Source organism: Streptomyces sp. T39 (assembly GCF_008042045.1).
Classification (GTDB): Bacteria; Actinomycetota; Actinomycetes; order Streptomycetales; family Streptomycetaceae; genus Streptomyces.
On record NZ_RDBP01000013.1, the window covers coordinates 103252 to 121936 of the forward strand.

An 18685-nucleotide genomic window follows, 5' to 3' on the forward strand; every position below is an offset into this window, starting at 1 on the left:
CCTCCGAACAGACCCCCACCCCGTCCCAGCCGCTTTCCCTTCTCCTGCATCTCCGCTCTGGCGAGGGCGAACTCCTCCCGCACCAGTTGCGTCATCCGGTCGGACACCTGCTGGACGAGTTCCCCCACGGACTCGTCGCCGCGCGGCGCCGCCGGGTTCGAGAATCGGTTCATCGCTGCCTCCCGTGCGGACATCGGCAGTCGCGGACATCGTCGTCGGGCGCCGTGGCCGGCTGCGGTCCTCGCCGCCGGCCCTCGCCCCTGACGCCTCTGCGTACCCGGCATGCCCTGACCTATGCACGTAAGTCGCGAATGTCGTATTCGCTCGCCTCCGGGGCGGCGCACCCCCGCACGGGCCGGCTCGATGCGGTCGCCCCGCTGATGGCGCTCGATCCGCGCCCCAGCTCCGTCAGGACCGAAGGGCGTGGTCGACGTCGGGATGGCAGGCGATGATCGTGTCCACGCCGACGAGTTGCAGAACGCGCAGCACCGGTGACTGCGCTCCCGCGATACGCAACCACCCACCGGTGTCGATGGCGTTGCGGTAGGCGGTGACGAGGATGTTGATGCCGCTGGAGTCCATGAACGTCACCTCGGCGAGGTCGACCACGACCCCGGGGCCGGCGCCGTCACCCGGCACGAGGGCCGCGTCGACGATGCCCGTGGCGTCGTGGTCGATCTCCCCGCGCAGGCTCACCACATGGACGCCGTCCCTGGTGGACGTGGTGAAGGAGAACCGCCGGGGTGACTCGGGCCGCTGGGTGATGGTCACGTCTCCTCGCATGTGCTGACGCCTCCCGGGACAGGGGGACTGGACGATTGTGTCGCATCCGCGCCCCACGGGGCACCCCGGCCGGCTGCCCGGTTCTCGGCCCGTGCCGGTTTCCCGGCGTCGCGGGTCCCCTGTGCCGTGCCGGCCGCGGCGTGGCCGGTGGCGGCCGTGTGTACGGGGAGACCTGTTCGAAGGGCCCTGTGCGCCCGATCGCGGCCGCCATGTCCCCGGCTGCCTCTAGGCTGTCCCTTCGGGCGCGGGCCGCAGGTGCCGTCGCCCGGGCGGGCGGGCCGGTGCGCACGGGCAAGGGAGCCGACGTGCACCGCCGCATGCACGGCTCTGCCGGGGGTACCCGGCGGATGGATCGACGGGGACGAAGGAGATGTCGGTGGGATCGGACGGCGAGGACTGTCCGGCGCACGGCGAGCAGACGCTGCGGGCCGGTTTCGCGCTGGGCGGCGACGGCGGCTGCATCGCCGAAGCCCGCCACCACGCCACCGCCTTCCTCGAACAGGCCCGCACCCACCATCGCGTGCCCCTCACCCAGCGGGCGGTCGACCTGACCCAGCTCGTGGTCAGCGAGCTGGTCACCAACACCTACAAGTACGCCCCCGGTCCGATACTCATGGAACTGCGCATCGCCGCCGGCGCCGTGGACGTCGTCGTGTGGGACAGCAACCCCGTCGTCCCGGCCGCCCGCGCGGCCGACCCCGGCCGGGTCGGCCAGCATGGCCTGGAGATCGTCAAAGCCGTCACCGAACATCTCCACATCGAGCAGGAGCCGGTCGGCAAACGCATCACCGCCCGCATCGCCCTGACCGACGCGTAGGGCCTCTCGCGCCGTTGCCGGCGGGGGCTCGCGGCCTGTCGTCCCTCGCCCCGCCGACCATCCGCCCCTGTTCCGGACGCGGCCCGGAGGCGGCAGCGCTAGGTGAAGAGGTCGAGGACGTCCAGCCGGGAGCCGTCGTCCCGGGCCGAGCGGGCCCGCATCGGGCGCGGCTCCGGGTAGGTCTCCGCCGCGGCCCTCGCGCGCACCATGTCGGGCCCGCCGCACGCCTCGATCGCGAAGGCGCCGAAAACCGTGGCGAACGCGGCCGGGTCGCGGAACTCCACGCCGAACGCCCGGCCGTCCAGCAGCGGCACCCACACCACCCGGTCGAACCGGCGCCATTCCCCGACCGGCTGCTCGTCCGCGGTCGACCGCCCCTCCAGCCACAGCCGGGCCACATGCAGCAGGTTCACCTTGTCCATCGGCAGCCGCTTGCGCCGTACGCGCAGTTCACGTGCCGTCAGTTCGACCCGCTGGTCCTTCTTCGGGTACCAGACGACACCTATCCCGAACGGCACCCACAGCAGGATCCCGATCAACGGCCAGACCAGCGCGTCACCCCACGACCGGAGCAGCCCGCCGTCCAGCAGGTACAGCGCCCCGAAGACCGCAGCCCACTTCGCCGTCATCCGCCAGAATCCGGTGCCCTGCCGATACAGGACCCGCCGCTTCGTCGTCATCGCCATGCCCGCACGCTATCCGCCGCCTCCGCGGCTCACCAACACACCCGCCTGCCCGCCGAAGACGCTCAGGTCGCGACGGGAATGCCGCCCCTGACCGGTCGTTGCACGCTGCCGCTCCGCGCGGACGGCCGCCCAGGGCAGTCGGCCACCTCGGTGGCCGGGCGGCTGCCTGGTCCGGCCCTCCTGCTCAGCGCAGTTGCTCGGCCAGTCCGACGATGATGCCCGCCGGGCCGCGGAGGTAGCAGAGCAGATAGCTGTCTTCGTACCGGGCGATCGAGCCGAGGAGTTCGGCGCCGTGGGGGCGCAGGCGGGCGACGGTGGCCTCCAGGTCGTCCACGGCGAACATGACGCGGTGCGTGCCCAGGACGTTGTGCGGCCGGTCGCGCGGCCCGTCGTCGATCACCGCGGGGCTGCGGTACCGCGCCAGCTCCAGCCGGCTGTGACCGTCCGGGGTCCGGACCATCGCGATGTCGCAGTGGACGCCGTCGAGTCCGGTGCACCGGTCGGCGACCGGGCCCTCGACCTCCGTCCTGCCCTCCAGCTCCATGCCGAGTTCCACGAAGAACGCGATGGCCGCCTCCATGTCCTCGACGACGATGCCGACGTTGTCCATCCGCTGAACACCCATGCCTGTCTCTCCTTCTCCTCGTACGGCCGGTGGCGGCCGTCGCCGACGTTCCCGGGACGGAGCCGCCGGCACGTTCTCGACATCCGCGTGAGCGGTCCTCGCGGCCGCCGGCTCCGCCTGCGCCGACCGCCCCGCGCCCGCGGCGTCAGCTCCCGGCCGCCACCTGCCGTGACACCGCCAGCGCCTCGCGCACCGCTCCCGGGATGTCCGTCACCGGGAAGCGGGCCAGGCGGACGACGCGTTCACGGTCCACCACCAGGACGGCCCGCTTCAGCCGCAGTGCCTGCCCGGCGCGGAACACCGGAAGCCGGAGGGCGGCGGCCAGGCGCAGGTCGACGTCCGAGAGCAGGAGGAAAGGGATGTCCTCCTCGACCGCGAAGACGCGCTGCTCGTCCGGGCGCTGCGTGCTCACGCCGCGCACCTCGGCGCCCGCCGCGCGGAAGTCGTCGTACGCGTCCCGGAAGAGCCTGTTCTCCAGCGTGCAGCCGACGGCGCCCGGGATGCCCGCCCAGCCGTCCGGCAAGGGGCCGGGGCTTCCGGTGGCCGGGTAGCAGAACAGGACGGTGGCCGCGGCCCCGGCCACGGGATCCAGAGGCTCGCCGTCCCGGTGCGCCGGCAGGTCCAGGTGGGGGAGCGACTCGCCCACCAGGCCCGCCACACGCCGTGCCTCGGCGCTGTCCTCGTCCGCCGTGCCGCTCAGCGAGCCGTCGCCGAGCAGCCAGCGGTCGGCCCAGTCCTGCATCGAGAGCAGCACGGGCAGCAGCCCCCGCCCGCTCCGCGTCAGCCGGTACTCGTGACGCACCGGACCGCTCTGATACGGCACCTTCTCCAGAACGGCCGCGTCCACCAGGTGCGCGAGGCGTTCGGACAGCACCTTCCGGGAGATCCCCAGTTCCTCCTGGAGCGCGTCGAACCGGCAGTGCCCGCGTGCGGTCTCCCGCACGATGAGCAGGCTCCACCAGTCGCCGACCACCGCTGCCGCCTGCGCAATCGCGCAGGCGGCGTCCCGTTCGGGCACCGACCTGGCCATGGGTCTCCTGACTTTTCCGGATGAACCGTCCGGTCCTCGCACCAGTCCTCGGAACAATCTTGCGCCATGCCGTCAGTTCCGGATAGGAACTGACTCGGAGAGACGTAAGTTCCCTAAAGAAACTCACCTGGGGTGGACGCCGTATGAACGAGACGCCGACGGTCCCGGAGCGACAAGGCCGCATCACCCGGCACGCGACCTCGCCCCCCGCGGAGTTCTGGCGCTACTGGGCCGCCTCGACGATCAGCAGCACCGGCACCGCCGTCACCTCGCTCGCGTTCCCCCTGATCGCCCTCGCCGTCCTCGACGCCACCGCGCTGGAGGCCGCCCTGCTCGCCGCCGCCGGACAGATCTCCTGGCTGCTGCTCAGCCTCCCGGCCGGAGTGATCGCCCAGCGCGTCCCGCTCCGCCGTCTCCAGGTGGCCCTCGACCTCGTACGGTTCGGCGCCGTCGGCTCCCTCCCGGTCGCCTGGTGGTTCGACCGGCTCGGCTACCCGCACCTGCTGCTCGCCGCGCTGGTCACCGGCGCCGCGACCGTGCTGTTCGACATCGGCAACTCGACCTTCCTGCCCGCCATCGTCCCTGCCCGTCGGCTCGCCGCCCGCAACAGCCTGATGTCCGGCACGCACGCCGTCACCGAGACCGCGGGGCCCTCCGGCGGCGGCCTCCTCGTGCACGCCGCCGGCCCGGTCGGCGCGCTCCTCGCCGACGCGGTCAGCTACCTGCTCTCCGCCCTGCTGCTGCGCACCCTGCCCGAACGCCGTCCCCCCGCGCGCACCGGGGACGGCGCACTGCGCCTGATCCGCGAGGGCTGGACGTACGTGACGCGGCACCCGGTGATGATGCCCTGCATGCTCTGGGCGACCGCCACCAACTTCGTCTGCGCCGCCCTGCTCGCCCTGACCCCGCTCTATCTGGTCCGGGAGGCCGGGCTGACGCCGGTGCAACTCGGCCTGGTGCTCTCCATGGACGGGGTCGGCGCGCTCGCCGGATCCCTGGTGGCGGTCCGCCTCTCCCGGCGGTACGGCACCGCCAGGTCGCTCGTCGGGGCGGCCCTGGCCGGCGGTGCCGCCGCCCTGCTCGCCCCGCTCACCACGTCCGCGACCGACGCCTACTGGTTCGCCCTCGGCAACGCGGGCTTCTCCTTCGGCGTGGTCATCGGATCCATCACCACCCGCACGCACCGTCAGACCGAGTCCCCGCCCGAACTCCTCTCCCGTGTCATGGCCACCGTCCGCTTCGTCTCCTGGGGAGCCCAGCCGCTCGGCGCCCTCGCCGCCGGCCTTCTCGCCACCTGCGGGGGGACGCGCACGGCTCTGTGGGCGGTGGCCGCGGCCGCGCTCCTGCCGCCGCTGTACCTGCTCACGGGTCCGGTCGGCCGCCGCCGCGACCTCGGCTGACCTGCGCGCCCGCCGGGCTGCCCCGACCTCGGCGCCTCCTGGTCGTGGGGGGCCCGGCCCGGTGCGTGCGGGCCGGGCCTGTTCCTGCCGCGTCGCGGTGCTCAGCCCTGCCGTGCGATCAGGCTCGCGGGCCGAAGGTCGGTCCAGTGCTCCTCGACGTACGCGAGGCAGGCCTCGCGCGTGTCCTCGCCGAAGACGGACCGCCATCCGGCGGGCACCTCGGCGAAGGCGGGCCAGAGGGAGTGCTGGTTCTCGTCGTTGACCAGTACCAGGAAACGTCCCTGCGGGTCCTCGAACGGGTTGGTCGTCATGCGGATGCTTCCTTCGCGGATGGGGAGGTCGGTCGGGGTAGGTGCCGGGGGAGCGGTGGCCGGGGGCGTCGCGGGACGTGCGCCGCACGCGCCCCGGCCGGGCTCAGCCGCGGGAGCCGACGCCCTGGACGGCCTCCGCGCGCTCGCCGCCGGCGGTGCGCCGGCCGCGGCCGACGATCGAGTCGAGTATCTCCCCGACCCGGATCGCGGTGTTGGAGAGGAGGGAGGACGTGATGCCGTGCGTGTGCTCGGTCCCGCCCTGGAGGTAGATCCCGCACCGTACGGCGGGGTCGGTGGCGAGGCGGTAGTCGCGCTCGACACGGGCACGGCCCTGCTCGTCGAGGACGCAGTGACCTGCGAGGTCGCCGAGCAGTCCCAGCGGGTCCGCCGGGCTGTAGCCGGTGGCGTAGACGACGACGTCCGCGTCGAGTGTCGTGTGCTCGTCCGTGACGAGGGACGTGACGGTGGCGCGGACCCGGCCCCCGGTCTCCTCGACCCCGGTGAGGCGGGAGACGTTGAGGAAGCGCAGACGTTCGGTGCCGAGGACCTTCTCGCGGTACGCCTGGCGGTAGAGGTCGTCGATGAGGTCGATGTCGACCACGGAGTAGTTGGTGTTGCCGTGGTAGTCCATCAGCTTGCGCTTGACGGCATCGGGGGCGGTGTAGTACTCGTCCACGGCGGCGGGGTCGAAGATCCGGTTGGCGAAGCTGCTGTCGTCGGCGGGGCTGTAGCCGTAGCGGGAGAAGACCGCGCACACCTCGGCACCGGGGAACCGGCGGTGGAGGTAGGCGACGCTCTCGGCGGCGCTCTGCCCGGCGCCCACGACGACGAACCGGGTCGGGTCCGAGCCGTCGAGGGCCTCGACCTTCGTCAGCAGGTCGCTGTTGTGCCAGACCCGCTCACCCCGCTCGACGCCCTCGGGCATCCGGGGCCGCAGCCCGGTGCCGATCACCAGGTTGCGGGCGCGGTGGACGACCGTCTCGTCGCCCGCGCGGGCCGTGACGTCCACGTACTCCACGACTCCGTCGCGCACCACCGGTTCCACGGCGACCACCTCGTGCCCGTAGGAGACCATGTCGTCGACCTTGGCGGCGGCCCACTCGAGATAGTCGTGGAACTCCGCCCGGAGCGGGAAGAGGTTCTTGTGGTTGACGAAGTCGATCAGCCGGCCCTTGCTCCGGAGGTAGCACAGGAAGCTGTACTCACTGGCCGGATTGCGCAGTGTCACCAGGTCCTTGAGGAAAGAGACCTGCATGGTCGCGTCGTCGATCAGCATGCCGCGGTGCCAGCCGAAACACGGCTGCCGCTCGAAGAAGTGGGCGGTGACCGCTTCCTGCCTGCCGACGCCGGCGTTGTGCTCGCCCAGTGCCAGGGCCATGGCCACATTGGACGGCCCGAAGCCGATTCCGATGAGGTCGTGGATCGGTGGTGCGTCGTCAGGAAGGGCCTGTGACATGTCACTCCCATCGTGCGGGGCTGCTGCCTCGGGGTACGGATGAACGGCGGTACGGGGTGCGCGGAGGTGGGGACGGACGGATCGGAACCGTTGCGCCGTCACGGCGCGGGAAGGTCAACTTAGGTAAGGCTAACCTGACTGAAGAGCCGCTGTCGACAGGAGATCGAGGTGTCACCGCTCCGAACGGACCTGAAACCGGGGGACGTTGCCTACTTAGGTAAGCCTTGCTTTACTGAGGTGATCTTTCGTCGTCCCGAGGAGAAACCATGCGCGTCGTCATGTTCGGCTACCAGACCTGGGGGCACCGGACTCTGCAGGCCCTCCTGGACTCCGAGCACGACGTGGTCCTGGTCGTGACACACCCCCGCAGCGAGCACGCGTACGAGAAGATCTGGAGCGACTCCGTCGCCGATCTCGCCGAGCAGCACGGCATCCCGGTCGTGATCCGCAACCGCCCCGACGACGAGGAACTCCTCGCCCTGCTCAAGGAAGCGGACCCGGACGTCATCGTCGCCAACAACTGGCGCACCTGGATTCCCCCGCACGTCTACGGACTTCCCCGCCACGGCACCCTGAACATCCACGACTCGCTGCTGCCGCAGTACGCCGGCTTCTCCCCGCTGATCTGGGCGCTGATCAACGGCGAGAAGGAAGTGGGCGTCACCGCCCACATGATGGACGAGGAACTCGACGCCGGCGACATCGTCGACCAGCGGGCCGTCCCCGTGGGCCCCGACGACACCGCCACCGACCTGTTCCACCGGACCGTCGACCTCATCGCCCCCGTCACCATCGGCGCTCTCGACCGCATCGCCTCGGGAGACACGGACTTCACCCCTCAGGACCGCAGCCGGGCCAGCTTCTTCCACAAGCGCGCCGAGGAGGACATCCGCATCGACTGGAACTGGCCCGCCGAGGATCTCGAGCGCCTTGTCCGCGCCCAGTCCGCCCCCTACCCCAGCGCGTTCACCCACCACCGCGGACACCGTCTGGAGATCGTCGCCGCCACCGTCTCCCGGGGCCGCTACGGCGGTACCCCCGGCCGCATCTTCTACCGCGAGGGCGACGGCGTCGTGATCGTCGCCGGCGCGGACGCCCGCACCGGCCGCAACCACGGCCTCGCCCTCACACGTGTCCGCACCCACGACGGCCGCGAGCTGCCGGCGACCGAGTACTTCACCTCGATGGGCGGCTACCTCACCGCCAGGCCCTGACACCGCCGGGCCCTTGTGCCGTCCGGGTCGCGCCGCCCGGACGGCACAAGGGCCCGCGCCCGAGGCCGGGGGCACCGGGGAACACTCCGGTGCACCCGGCCTCTTCGTACGTCCCCGGGGGCGCACGGAAGAGGCCGGACAACACCCCTAGGAGGCACGCTTGCGGGCCGCCTCGGCGAGCGCGTCGAGCAGCGGCACCGTACGGGACCAGCCGATGCAGGCGTCGGTCACACTGAGATCGGGCCGGGGGCGGGAGGCGCCGGGGTCCTGTCTCCCGTCGGACAGATAGGACTCGATCATGACACCGGCGATGGAGGCGTCACCGCCGGCGATCTGCCCTGCCAGGTCGGCGACCACGCCCGGCTGACGGTTGTGGTCCTTCCCGCTGTTGCCGTGCGAGGCGTCCACGACGACGCGCTCCGGGAGGCCCGCCGCGGCGAGCGCCGCACGGGCCCGGGCCACGCCTGCGCGGTCGTAGTTGGGCGAGGGGCCGCCGCGCAGCACCAGATGGGCCGACGTGTTGCCGGTGCTCCGCAGCGTCGTGAGCCGTCCGTCGTACGAGACGGCGGGCAGCGTGTGGGCGTGCGCGGCGGCCTGGACGGCGGCGACGGCGGTGTCCAGCCTGCCCGAGACGCAGTTCTTCATCCCGACCGGCATCGGCAGCCACGACGCGAGGTGCCGGTGGGGCTGGCTGGCGACGGTCCGGGCGCCGATGGCGGCCCATGACACCGTGTCGGCCACGTACGGCGCGAGGGCGGGGTCGACGAACTCGTAGGCCAGCGGCAGACCCGTGGCGGCCGCGTCCGTCAGCAGCGACCGGCCGAGGCGCAGTCCGGCGTCGAGGTCGCCCGCCGCGCCGTACTCCGGGGAGGTGAGCAGCCCGGTCCAGCCGGTGACGGTGCGCGGCTTCTCCAGATACGCCCTCAGGACGACCACCAGGTCGTCCTCGAACCGCAGCGCGGCCTCGGCGAGCCGGGCCGCGTACTCCAGGGCGGCCGCGGTGTCGTGGACGGAACAGGGGCCGACGACCACGAGCAGCCGCGGGTCCCGCCGGTCCAGGACGGCGCCGATGGTCTCCCGGTGCCGGGCGATCCGCTCGGCGCCCTCCGGCGGCAGCGGGAACTCCAGGGCGAGTTCGGCCGGTGAGGGCAGCGGACCGGCGGTGGCCGGGTCCGCGGGGGTCGGCAGGGGCTGGACGGCGGTGGGAGGGGCCTGCGGGGGGAACGAAGGCATCATGAGGTCCTGACGTTGGTCCGGGGCAGTCGTGACGCCCCGGCGGCGGCGAGCAGGCAGAGGGCGGACACCCACCAGAAGGTGTCGGCGAACGCTTGGGAGATGTCCGTGCCGCGGGTGGTGAGCCGGTCCTGGAGGACCACGGCGAGTGCCGCGGTCCCGACCGAACCGCCGACGGTGTTGAGCAGATTGAGCGCGCTCGCGGCACGCGGGAGGTGCACGGGCTCGATGCGGCTGTAGACGATGTTCATGACGGGCGCGCCGATCATGGCCATCCCCGTTCCCCGCACCACCAGCGCCGCCACGACGACGGCGTGCGGGAGGTCGTGACCGAGCTGGGTGAACGGCACGGTGCCGACGAGGATCAGGCCGATCCCGCAGACCACCAGCGTCCGGGGTGCGACTTTGTCGATGGTGCGGTTGACCAGGACGGAGCCGGCCACGGCGCCCAGCCCCTGGGGCGCGAGCAGCAGTCCGGCCTCCCACGCCGAAAGTCCGCGGCCGGTCTGGAAGTACAGGGGCAGCAGGAACGTGGTGCCGAACACGGAGGCGCCGAGGACCAGCAGCGACAGGGCGGCCGCGCCGAACGGAGGACGGGCGAAGAGCCTGGGGTCGATCAGCGGGGCGGCCCGGGTGCGCAGGCCGTGCACGACGAACCCGGCCAGCATCAGCGCCCCCGCCGACACCCCGGCCGCGGCGGGCACCGCGCGGCCGTCGGCGAGCTCGGTCAGCCCGTAGACGAGGACGGCGAGCCCGGGGGAGAGGAGGACCGCACCCCGCAGGTCGAACGGGGTCCGCCCGTCGGCGGGCGGGACCCTGGGCACGAAGCGCCGGGCCAGCAGGACGGCTGCCGCCCCGACCGGGAGGTTGACGAGGAACAGCCACTGCCAGGACGCCACCGCGAGGAGGGAGCCGCCGGCCAGCGGGCCGAACACGGGGGACAGCATCGGCACGATCGCGACGACGCTGATCACCTTTCCGGTCCGCTGCGGACCGGCGATCCGGGCCAGCAGAGCCTGCCCGGTGGCGGGCAGCAGCCCGCCGCCGAGGCCCTGGACGATCCGGAACACGATCAGGCTCGCCGCGTCCCAGGCCAGCGCGCACAGCACCGATCCCAGCAGGAACAGACCGATCGCGCCGATCCACGTCCGCCGCCCGCCGTAGCGGCCGGCCAGCCAGCCGGACGCGGGGACTGCCGCGACCACCGCCAGCAGATAGGCGGTGGACACCCACTGGATCTCGGCGACGGAGGCGCCGAACTCCCCGGCGAGGGTGTCGATGCCGACGCTGACGATGGTGGCGTCGATCGTCGCCATGAAGGTGCCGAGGACGAGGATGAACGCGATCCCCAGCACCCGTCCGTCGGCCTTCCCGCCGGCCGGTGACTTCGTGTCGCTGGTCATCGGCGCTCCAGCAGGCCGAGCACGTCCTCGTCCATCCGGTCGTCGAGGGTGCGCAGCAGTTCCAGCAGTTCGCCGGCGAGGCCGGTCACGTCGATCCCCGCCCGGTGGGCGAGCACGCCGGTCCAGCCGTCCCCGTCCGGCATCACCGTGAGGGTGACCGGGTGGTGGGTGGCCTCGCGGAAGCGGGTGCCGACGACGGTGAGCCCGGGGGCGGGCTCGCGGAGCCGGTCCGGGTCGACCGGGTAGTTCTCGAACACCACCATGCTGTCGAAGAGCCGCTCGCGTCCGGTGAGGCGTTCCAGGTCGCGCAGTGCGACGTGCTGGTGCTCGACCAGGGCCCGCTGCCCCGACTGCAGGGCGGTGAGCGTCTCGGCGAGCGTGCCCGCGAGCCTGGCGCGCACGGGCACCGTGTTGGCCAGCAGACCGATGATCTCCTCGACGCCCTCCAGCTCCGGCGGCCGGCAGGCGACCATCGCGCCGAAGCACACGTCCGCGCGGCCCGCCCGCCGTGCCAGCAGCACCGACCAGGCGCCCTGCACCAGGGTGTTGCGGGTCAGGCCGCGCCGTGCGGCGAGCCGGCCGAGACGGGCGACGAGCTCCGCGTCGAAGGTGAGCACCTCGGGTTCCTGCCAGGCCGCGCCCGCCTCGCCGGGGAAGTGCCCGCCCTCGGGCAGGCCGTCCAGTTCGGCGCTCCAGGCGGCGAGGTCGGGCTCGTTGGCGGCGCGCCAGTCCAGGTAGCGGGTGAACGGCACGGGCGCCGGCAGTCCGTGGTCCCCGCCGTTGACCCGGGCCGTGTAGAGGGCGAACAGCTCGGTGAGGATGCGCGGCGCCGACCAGCCGTCGGAGAGGACATGGTGACTGGTCGTCACCACGTCGGCGAGGTCCTCGCCGCGCCGGATGACGGTCAGGCGCAGCAGTGGTCCCTCCGCGAGGTCGAAGCCTTCGGCGAGATCCGCCGCCAGCACCTCCTCCGCGGGCCCGTCGCTGACCCGGAAGCCGGGCGCAGCGGCCTCGGGGACGACACCGAGGTCCGCCGGGAAGACGGCGCCCAGGTTCGGGTGACGGGCCACCAGGTCGGCACCGGCCGCCCGGAGCGCGTCGGTGTCGAGCGGTCCGGCGAGGGTGAACGCCGACTGCACGGTGTACGGGTCGGGGCGTTCGGTGCGCGAGTGCCGCAGCATCACCTCCTGGAGCGGGGTCAGCGGCTGGACCTCGCGCACCGGACGGTCGCCGGTGAGGGCCAGGGCCTCCGGGGCGGTGGCGATGCGCAGCAGTTCGCCGCGCAGGTGCTCGGCGAACTCCTCGATCCCGGCATCCGTGAACAGCGCCGACGGCCAGGTGATCCGCACTCCGAGGGCGTCGTCGCGGACCAGGGCGTCGACCGTCAGGGCGTGCGGCAGGGGCAGGACGCCGGAGCCGCCCGAACCGAGGGGGTTCGCGTCCGGCGGTGCCTGCCACGGCGTCTCCTCGGCGGGAGCGCCGGGGAACCGGCCGAGGTAGTTCCAGGCGACCTCCGGTGCGACCGGGTCCAGCAGCCCCGCCGTGGTGAGGATGCCGTGGCCGAGACCGTCGCCCTGGGCACGGAGCCGCTGGGCCACGGTGGTCACGTCGTCGGCGGCGGCGAGCCGCACGGGGTGGACGGCGGTGAACCAGCCGACGGTCTGGGACAGGTCGACCTGCGCCGGACGCCCGTGGCTCTCCAGCGCGACCAGCAGCTCCGCCGTGCCGCGCCAGGCGTGCACCGCCCGGACCAGGGCCGTGAGCAGCACGGCGTCCGGGGTGGTGCGGTGGGCGGCGGGCAGGGTCGTGATCAGGGATCGGGTGGTGTCGGTGCCGAGGCGGATCTCGTGGTGCCGGGCGGTGGCCACGGTGTCCCGGGCGGGGTCGAGCGGTCCGGTGAGCGCCTCGGTGGCCGTCATCCGCCGCCAGTGCGGCAGTTCGTCCCGGCGGTCGGCCTCGCGCAGGCTCCGCGACCAGCCGAGGAAGGACTGGCCGTGCCGGTCGAGCGTCCCGCCCTCGTGGACGTGGCGCAGGTCGTCCAGCAGGACACGCCAGGACACACCGTCGACGGCCAGGTGGTGGGCGGCGAGCACGAGCCGGCCGGGCCGCTCCCGGCCCGCGTCCACCCACAGGACGCGCAGCAGCGGTCCGGTGCGCGGGTCCATGGAGTCGCGGACCGCGGCGGCCCAGGCGTCGACCTGTGCGCGCGGATCCCCCGTCGCCGCGACGCGGCTGAGCACGTCGGCGCCGGTGACGGCTCCGGGCGGCGGGACGCGCAGCACGTCGTCGGCCAGCCGGGCGCGCAGCACGTCGTGCCGGGTCAGGACCGCGTCGAGGACGGTCCGCCAGCCCTCCTCGTCGCCGCCGGGCGGGACCGAGATCTCCACCCACTGGCAGAAGCCGTCCGCGGCGGTGCCCGCGCGGTCCAGCAGGCTCCGCATGAGCGGGGTCAGCGGCGCGTCGCCGACCGCGGGCGCCTCGCCCGCGCCGAGGGCGCGGCCGAGGGCGGCGATCCCGGCGACGGTCCCGCCGTCGAACACGTCGCGGGCCTTGAGCCCGAGGCCCAGACGCCGGGCCCGGGACACGATCTGCAGGGCGATGATGCTGTCGCCGCCGATGGAGAGGAAGTCGTCGTCGAGGCCGATGTCGTCGCTGCCGAGGATGTCCCGGAAGACGCCGAGCAGCGCCGCCTCCGCCGCGCCGGCGGGTGCGCGCCGGGTGGTGGACTCGGTCCGGGGGGCGGGAAGGGCGGCCGCGTCCAGCTTGCCGCTGGGGCTCAGCGGAAGCCGGTCGATGTCCACGAACGCGGCCGGCACCATGTGGTCGGGCAGGTGGCCGGCGAGGAAGGACCGGATCCCGGCGTGGTCCGGCCGGGCGCCGTCCGCGGGGATGACGTAGGCGACGAGCCGGCCGTCGCGGAGCACCACGGCACACGCGCGGACCGCGGGGTGACGGGTGAGGGCGGACTCGATCTCGCCGAGCTCGACCCGGAAGCCGCGGACCTTGATCTGGTGGTCGGCGCGGCCGAGGAAGACCAGCTGTCCGTCGGACCGCCACCGCACGAGGTCGCCGGTGCGGTACATGCGTGTCCCGGCGGGGCCGTACGGGTCGGCGACGAAGGCGGCGGAGGTGAGGCCGGGCCGGCCGAGGTAGCCGCGGGCCAGGCTCGGACCGGCGAGGTACAGCTCGCCGGTGACCCCGGTGCCGACCGGCTGGAGTCCGCCGTCGAGCACATAGGCGCGGACACCCGGGTCGGGCAGGCCGATCGGCAGCGGGCCCTCGTCGTCGGGGTCGTAGTGCCAGGTGACCGAGTTGATGGTGACCTCGGTCGGGCCGTACGCGTTGAAGAGCGCCCTGCGGCCCGTGCCCCAGCGCCGGGCGAGTTCCGGGTCGAGGCGCTCGGCGCCGACGACGAAGAACACGTCGGGGTGGACGGTCCGGTCGTCGGGCATGGCGGCGAGGAACGAGGGCAGCAGGTTCACGCCCGTGACACGGTGCTCGACGATGTAGTCGAGCAGTTCGTCGCCGGGGATACGCACCTCCTCGGGTGCGATCACCGACGTGCCGCCGGAGAGCAGCGGCACCATCGTCTGCCAGAACGCGACGTCGAAGCTGGTGGACGCGAAGTGCAGGTACCGGTCGCGCTCGGTGACCCCCACGACCTCCTCCTGGAGGGCGATCAGGTCGGGCACGCCGCGATGGGTGACGCCGACGCCCTTGGGGCGGCCGGTCGTTCCGGAGGTGTAGATGACGTAGGCCAGTGCGTCGTCGGTGAGACGGGTGCGGGCGTGTGCCGGGTCGGTGTCCGGCGCGGCTGCCAGGGTGGCCGGGTCGTCGAGCCGCAGCACCGGGATGCCACGGTCGACGGGCAGTTCGGCACCGGTCGACAGGACGGCGGCCGGGGCGATGTCGTCGAACATGAACGCCAGCCGGTCCCGCGGGTACTCGGGATCCATGGGCACGTACACGGCACCTGCCTTGACGACGCCGAACAGTGCCACCGTCATCTCGATGTCGCGTCCGAGCAGGACGGCCACCGGGTCCTGGGGGCGCACGCCGGAGGAGATCAGCGCGTGCGCGACCCGGTTGGCCTGCCGGTCCAGTTCGGCGTAGGTCAGGCTGCGGTCCCGGCAGACCAGGGCCTCGGCACCGGGCCTGCGGGCCACCTGTGCCGCGAACTCGTCGAGCCAGTGGCCGCGTTCCCCGGCCGGCAGGTACCTGGTGCCGGTGTGCAGCATGCGCGCGCGTTCGTCCCCGTCGAGGACGGGCAGCCCGATCGCCGGGCGGGCGGGATCGCCGGTGATCTCGCGCAGCAGGTTGTGCAGCCAGCGGCCGTAGGCGCGCACCGTCTCCTCGGTGAAGGCGTGCGGCTGGTAGCCGAGTCCGACGGTGATCTCGTCGTCGGGGATCACGATCACGGTCAGCGCGTAGTGGGTGGCGTCGGTGATGTCGACGCCGGTCAGGTCGAGTCCCGGGGTGAGCTCGGTGCGCTTCCGGCTGGAGAGCGGGAAGTTCTCCATCACGAGCATCGTGTCGAAGAGTTCGCCGATGCCGGCCGCCCGCTGGATCGCGGGCAGGCCCACATGGTGATGGTCGGCCAGCCGGACGCTCTCGGCGTGCACCTCGCCCAGCAGCTCTCGGGCCGTCAGGTCCTGGGAGAAGCGGACGCGTACGGGAATCGTCGTGCCGAGCTGCCCGATCATCGACTCGACGCCGTCGACCTCGGCCGGCCGCCCGGACACCGGGCAGCCGAAGACGACGTCACGACGGCCGGTGAGCCTGCCGAGGAGCACACCCCAGGCCGTCTGGAGGACGGTCGTCAGGGTGACGCCCCGCTCGCGCGCGAAGGCGCGCAGCCGGTCGCTGAACTCACGGCCCAGGGGCACGGTCACCCGTCCCGGCCGCTCGACGGCGCGGCCGGTGCTCGCGGGCGCGAGACGGGTGGCGTCGTCGAGCCCGGCGAGCGCCTCGCGCCAGGTGTCCAGGGACGCCCGGTGGTCCCGGCCGCTCAGCCAGCGGAAGTACTCCGACAGCGGCGGCGCGGCGGGGACGGCGGGGCCGCCGCCCAGTTCCGCGTAGAGGGCGAGCAGGGTGCGTCCGACGAGCGGCATGGACCAGCCGTCGAGCAGGGCGTGGTGGTTGGTGATGACCAGCTTGTGCTCGCCCGGCCCGGTCCGGGAGAGCAGGAACCGGACGAGGGGCGGGCGCGCCGGGTCGAAGGGGCGTGCCAGCTCGGCGCGGGCCGCCGTCTCGAAGTCGTCGTCGCGGCGCCAGTCCAGCGCCACGTCCTCGGGCACCACCTGCACCACGTCGTCCCCGGCGTGGGCGAGGTACACGCGCAGCGCGGGCTGGCGGCGGAGCAGCTCACGGGCGGCGTGCCGCATCCGCTCGGGGTCGAGTTCGCCGGAGAGCGTGGTGACGGCCTGGACGACGTAGACGTCGGTGTCGTCCTCGTCGCGGACGAGGGTGTGGAAGGAGAGGCCGACCTGGAGCGGGGTGGCGGGCAGCACGTCGGCGACCGGGCCGTCGGCGGCCGCTTCGAGGACGTCGATGGCGGCCTGGCCGAGGCCGGTGAACGGCAGGTCCGAGGGGCTGAGACCGCCCGGGTCGCCGAGCGCGTGGGCGGCGAGGGTCTCCAGGGCCGTGTCCCAGGCGGCCTGGAGGCCCGCCACGGCGTCGGCGCCCAGGACCCCGGACGCGGCCGTCCACTCGACGGCGAGCCGCGGCGCGCCCTCCTCGTGGACGAAGCAGTTCAGGGCGAGGACCTGTTCCAGCGCCTTGGCGCCGGGCTCGATCACCGAGAACGGATCCCGCTCGGGAAGGCTCCAGCCGGTCCCCGGCAGCGGGGAGAAACGGCCGAGGTAGTTGAGCAGCACGTCCGGGGGAGGGGTGGCCGCGAGCGCGGGTCCGGCGTCCGGGTCGAGGTGGCGGAGGACGCCGTAGCCGATACCGCCGTCGGGGACGGCACGCTTGGCCTCCTTCGCGGCGCGCAGCAGCTGCCGCACGTCGCCGTCCCGGCCCGCCTCCACGCGCACGGGGTACTCGCCGGTGAACCAGCCGACCGTGCGGGACAGGTCGAGGTGCTCCCGGCCGTGCCCCTCCATGGTGACGGTCACGGCGTCGCCGGAGACGCCCCAGGTGCGCAGTGCCAGCACCAGCGCGGCCAGCAGCACCTCGTCGGTGCCGGCACGGTAGGCGGCGGGCAGCGTCGTCAGCAGCGCCCGGGTGACCTCGGGGGAGGCGTGGGTGACGGAACGGAGCGCGGTGGAGACGGTGTCCCGCTTCTGGTCCAGCGGCCGGTCGCCCAGGCGGGGGGAGGCGGCGAGGGCGGTGCGCCAGTGGTCGAGTTCCGTCCGGCGGGCCCCCGACCTGCCCTGCTCGGCCAGCAGTTCGGCGTGCCGGCGCCAGGAGGCCCCGGCGGGTTCGGGTGTTCCGCCCTCGCACGCCGTGCGCAGGTCGGGCAGCAGGACGCGCCAGGACACGCCGTCCACGGCGAGGTGGTGCACCACGACGACGAGCCGGTCGGGTGTGTCGTTGTCGTCGTTGTCGTCGTTGTCGTCGTTGTCGTCGTTGTCGTCGTTGTCGTCGCCGTCGCCGTCGTCGCCGTCGCCGTCGCCGGAGCGCAGGAGCGCCACCCGCAGCAGATCCCCGGTGCGCGGTTCGAGTTCGCCGGCGAGGCGCTCCGCCACGGCACGGGCGTCCTCGCCGTGGCTCTCGGTGACGGCCGCCCGCACGGCGCCGCGCGGCAGCACCTCCAGGGAGCCGTCCGCGCCGACTCGCAGGCGCAGCGCGTCGTGGAGGTCGAGCACGGTGCGCACGCCGTCGGTCAGCGCGGCGAGGGCGAGCGGTACGGACACGCGCAGGGCGGTCCACTGCGCGTATCCGGCCACGGTGCCGAGGTCGGGGTGCGGGTCCAGCAGCGCCCGCACGATGGGCGGCGCGGACACCGGTCCGGTGGGCTCGTCCTCGGGCTCGACGGTGTCGCCCACGAGGGCGGCCGACGCGGCCAGGGAGGCGAAGCTGCGCCGGGCCAGCAGGTCGCGGGGGCGCAGTTCGAGTCCCCGGGCCCGCAGCCGGCTGCTGACGGTGATCGCGGTGATGCTGTCGCCCCCGAGGGCGAACCAGTCGTCGTCCACACCGACGCGCTCCACCTCGAACACCTCGGCGAGGACGGCGCACAGCAGCCGCTCCCGCTCGGTGCGCGGCTCCCGTCCGCCGCCCTGGACGGAGGGCGCCGGCAGGGCGGCGCGGTCCAGCTTGCCGTTGGCGGTCACGGGCAGGGCGTCCAGCACCACGACCGCCGCGGGCACCATGTGGTCGGGAAGACGGCCGGCGAGCGCGGCGCGGGCCTCCTCACCGGTGACCGAGGCGGAGACCACGTACCCGACGAGCCGTGACGAGCGGACCGCGGCGGCCGCGGCGGTGACCCCGTCCAGGGCGGCGAGCGCCGCCTCCACCTCGCCGGTCTCCACGCGGTGGCCGCGGACCTTGACCTGGCCGTCGCCGCGGCCCAGGTAGGTCAGCCCCTTCCCCGGTGTCCAGCTCGCGCGGTCGCCGGTGCGGTACATCCGCTCGCCCGGGGCGCCGAACGGGTCGGCGACGAACCGCTCGGCGGTCGCCCCCGGCATGCCCAGGTAGCCGCGCGCCAGGTGCGGGCCCGCGAGGTACAACTCGCCGGGGGTCCCGTGGGGCACGGGCTGCAGCGCGGCGTCGAGCACGTAGACGCG

Annotated in this window: 13 protein-coding genes; 3 read left to right on the forward strand and 10 right to left on the reverse strand. The window is 73.6% G+C overall.

Translation table 11 applies throughout. The annotated features are described in order from the left end of the window. Window positions 1-173 (reverse strand): phage holin family protein (locus EAO77_RS17850; RefSeq protein WP_222723675.1); only part of this gene is annotated, 173 nt, incomplete at its 3' end. A 235-nt stretch (window positions 174-408) separates the two neighbouring features. Next, window positions 409-771: an STAS domain-containing protein gene (locus tag EAO77_RS17855; protein ID WP_261994006.1), complete on the reverse strand. Its 363-nt coding sequence runs from the start codon at window positions 769-771 to the stop codon at window positions 409-411. 382 nt (window positions 772-1153) lie between these two features. Here EAO77_RS17855 and EAO77_RS17860 point away from each other — a divergent pair, with 382 nt between their 5' ends. Continuing rightward, window positions 1154-1600 (forward strand): ATP-binding protein, encoded by a 447-nt coding sequence (locus tag EAO77_RS17860; RefSeq protein ID WP_147989269.1) that lies wholly within the window; start codon window positions 1154-1156, stop codon window positions 1598-1600. 98 nt (window positions 1601-1698) lie between these two features. Here the strand turns inward: EAO77_RS17860 and EAO77_RS17865 are convergent, their stop codons facing one another. From EAO77_RS17865 to EAO77_RS17875, 3 genes are all read right to left on the reverse strand, one after another. After that, complete coding sequence (locus EAO77_RS17865) at window positions 1699-2286, reverse strand: hypothetical protein (RefSeq protein ID WP_147989270.1); 588 nt, start codon at window positions 2284-2286, stop codon at window positions 1699-1701. 184 nt (window positions 2287-2470) lie between these two features. Further along, on the reverse strand, window positions 2471-2911 hold the full coding sequence (locus tag EAO77_RS17870; protein ID WP_147989271.1) for a VOC family protein: 441 nt from the start codon (window positions 2909-2911) through the stop codon (window positions 2471-2473). Between the two features lie 145 nt (window positions 2912-3056). Further along, the gene (locus EAO77_RS17875; protein WP_147989272.1) at window positions 3057-3941 is read right to left on the reverse strand and encodes a winged helix-turn-helix transcriptional regulator; all 885 of its coding nucleotides are present in this window, start codon (window positions 3939-3941) and stop codon (window positions 3057-3059) included. Window positions 3942-4084: 143 nt separating this feature from the next. Between EAO77_RS17875 and EAO77_RS17880 the strand changes: the two genes are divergently transcribed. Continuing rightward, window positions 4085-5341, forward strand: a complete 1257-nt coding sequence (locus EAO77_RS17880; RefSeq protein ID WP_147989273.1) for an MFS transporter — start codon at window positions 4085-4087, stop codon at window positions 5339-5341. A 101-nt stretch (window positions 5342-5442) separates the two neighbouring features. Here the strand turns inward: EAO77_RS17880 and EAO77_RS17885 are convergent, their stop codons facing one another. Together EAO77_RS17885 and EAO77_RS17890 are read right to left on the reverse strand one after the other, a co-directional pair. Next, on the reverse strand, window positions 5443-5652 hold the full coding sequence (locus tag EAO77_RS17885; RefSeq protein WP_147989274.1) for an MbtH family protein: 210 nt from the start codon (window positions 5650-5652) through the stop codon (window positions 5443-5445). A 103-nt stretch (window positions 5653-5755) separates the two neighbouring features. After that, entirely contained in the window at window positions 5756-7108 is a 1353-nt protein-coding gene (locus tag EAO77_RS17890; protein ID WP_147989275.1) for a lysine N(6)-hydroxylase/L-ornithine N(5)-oxygenase family protein, read from the reverse strand. Between the two features lie 266 nt (window positions 7109-7374). On the opposite strand from EAO77_RS17890, the gene EAO77_RS17895 reads away from it, so the two are divergent. Then, complete coding sequence (locus EAO77_RS17895) at window positions 7375-8322, forward strand: methionyl-tRNA formyltransferase (RefSeq protein WP_147989276.1); 948 nt, start codon at window positions 7375-7377, stop codon at window positions 8320-8322. A gap of 147 nt (window positions 8323-8469) precedes the next feature. Here EAO77_RS17895 and EAO77_RS17900 read toward each other — a convergent pair whose 3' ends face one another. From EAO77_RS17900 to EAO77_RS17910, 3 genes are all read right to left on the reverse strand, one after another. Further along, a complete protein-coding gene (locus EAO77_RS17900) occupies window positions 8470-9555 on the reverse strand; it encodes a 3-deoxy-7-phosphoheptulonate synthase (protein WP_222723672.1) in 1086 nt (361 codons plus the stop codon). Next, the gene (locus EAO77_RS17905) at window positions 9555-10958 is read right to left on the reverse strand and encodes a DHA2 family efflux MFS transporter permease subunit (protein WP_147989278.1); all 1404 of its coding nucleotides are present in this window, start codon (window positions 10956-10958) and stop codon (window positions 9555-9557) included. The genes EAO77_RS17900 and EAO77_RS17905 overlap by 1 nt, the downstream gene beginning before the upstream one ends. After that, the coding region (locus EAO77_RS17910; RefSeq protein ID WP_147989317.1) for a non-ribosomal peptide synthetase at window positions 10955-18685 on the reverse strand (7731 nt) is incomplete at its 5' end. The genes EAO77_RS17910 and EAO77_RS17905, both read right to left, overlap by 4 nt.

Excerpts from the sequence above, each read along its gene's own strand:
- EAO77_RS17860 (WP_147989269.1), top strand. The coding sequence starts at position 1,154 with ATGTCGGTGGGATCGGACGGCGAGGACTGTCCGGCGCACGGCGAGCAG.
- EAO77_RS17865 (WP_147989270.1), bottom strand. The coding sequence starts at position 2,286 with ATGGCGATGACGACGAAGCGGCGGGTCCTGTATCGGCAGGGCACCGGA.
- EAO77_RS17870 (WP_147989271.1), bottom strand. The coding sequence starts at position 2,911 with ATGGGTGTTCAGCGGATGGACAACGTCGGCATCGTCGTCGAGGACATG.
- EAO77_RS17875 (WP_147989272.1), bottom strand. The coding sequence starts at position 3,941 with ATGGCCAGGTCGGTGCCCGAACGGGACGCCGCCTGCGCGATTGCGCAG.
- EAO77_RS17880 (WP_147989273.1), top strand. The coding sequence starts at position 4,085 with ATGAACGAGACGCCGACGGTCCCGGAGCGACAAGGCCGCATCACCCGG.
- EAO77_RS17885 (WP_147989274.1), bottom strand. The coding sequence starts at position 5,652 with ATGACGACCAACCCGTTCGAGGACCCGCAGGGACGTTTCCTGGTACTG.
- EAO77_RS17890 (WP_147989275.1), bottom strand. The coding sequence starts at position 7,108 with ATGTCACAGGCCCTTCCTGACGACGCACCACCGATCCACGACCTCATC.
- EAO77_RS17895 (WP_147989276.1), top strand. The coding sequence starts at position 7,375 with ATGCGCGTCGTCATGTTCGGCTACCAGACCTGGGGGCACCGGACTCTG.
- EAO77_RS17900 (WP_222723672.1), bottom strand. The coding sequence starts at position 9,555 with ATGCCTTCGTTCCCCCCGCAGGCCCCTCCCACCGCCGTCCAGCCCCTG.
- EAO77_RS17905 (WP_147989278.1), bottom strand. The coding sequence starts at position 10,958 with ATGACCAGCGACACGAAGTCACCGGCCGGCGGGAAGGCCGACGGACGG.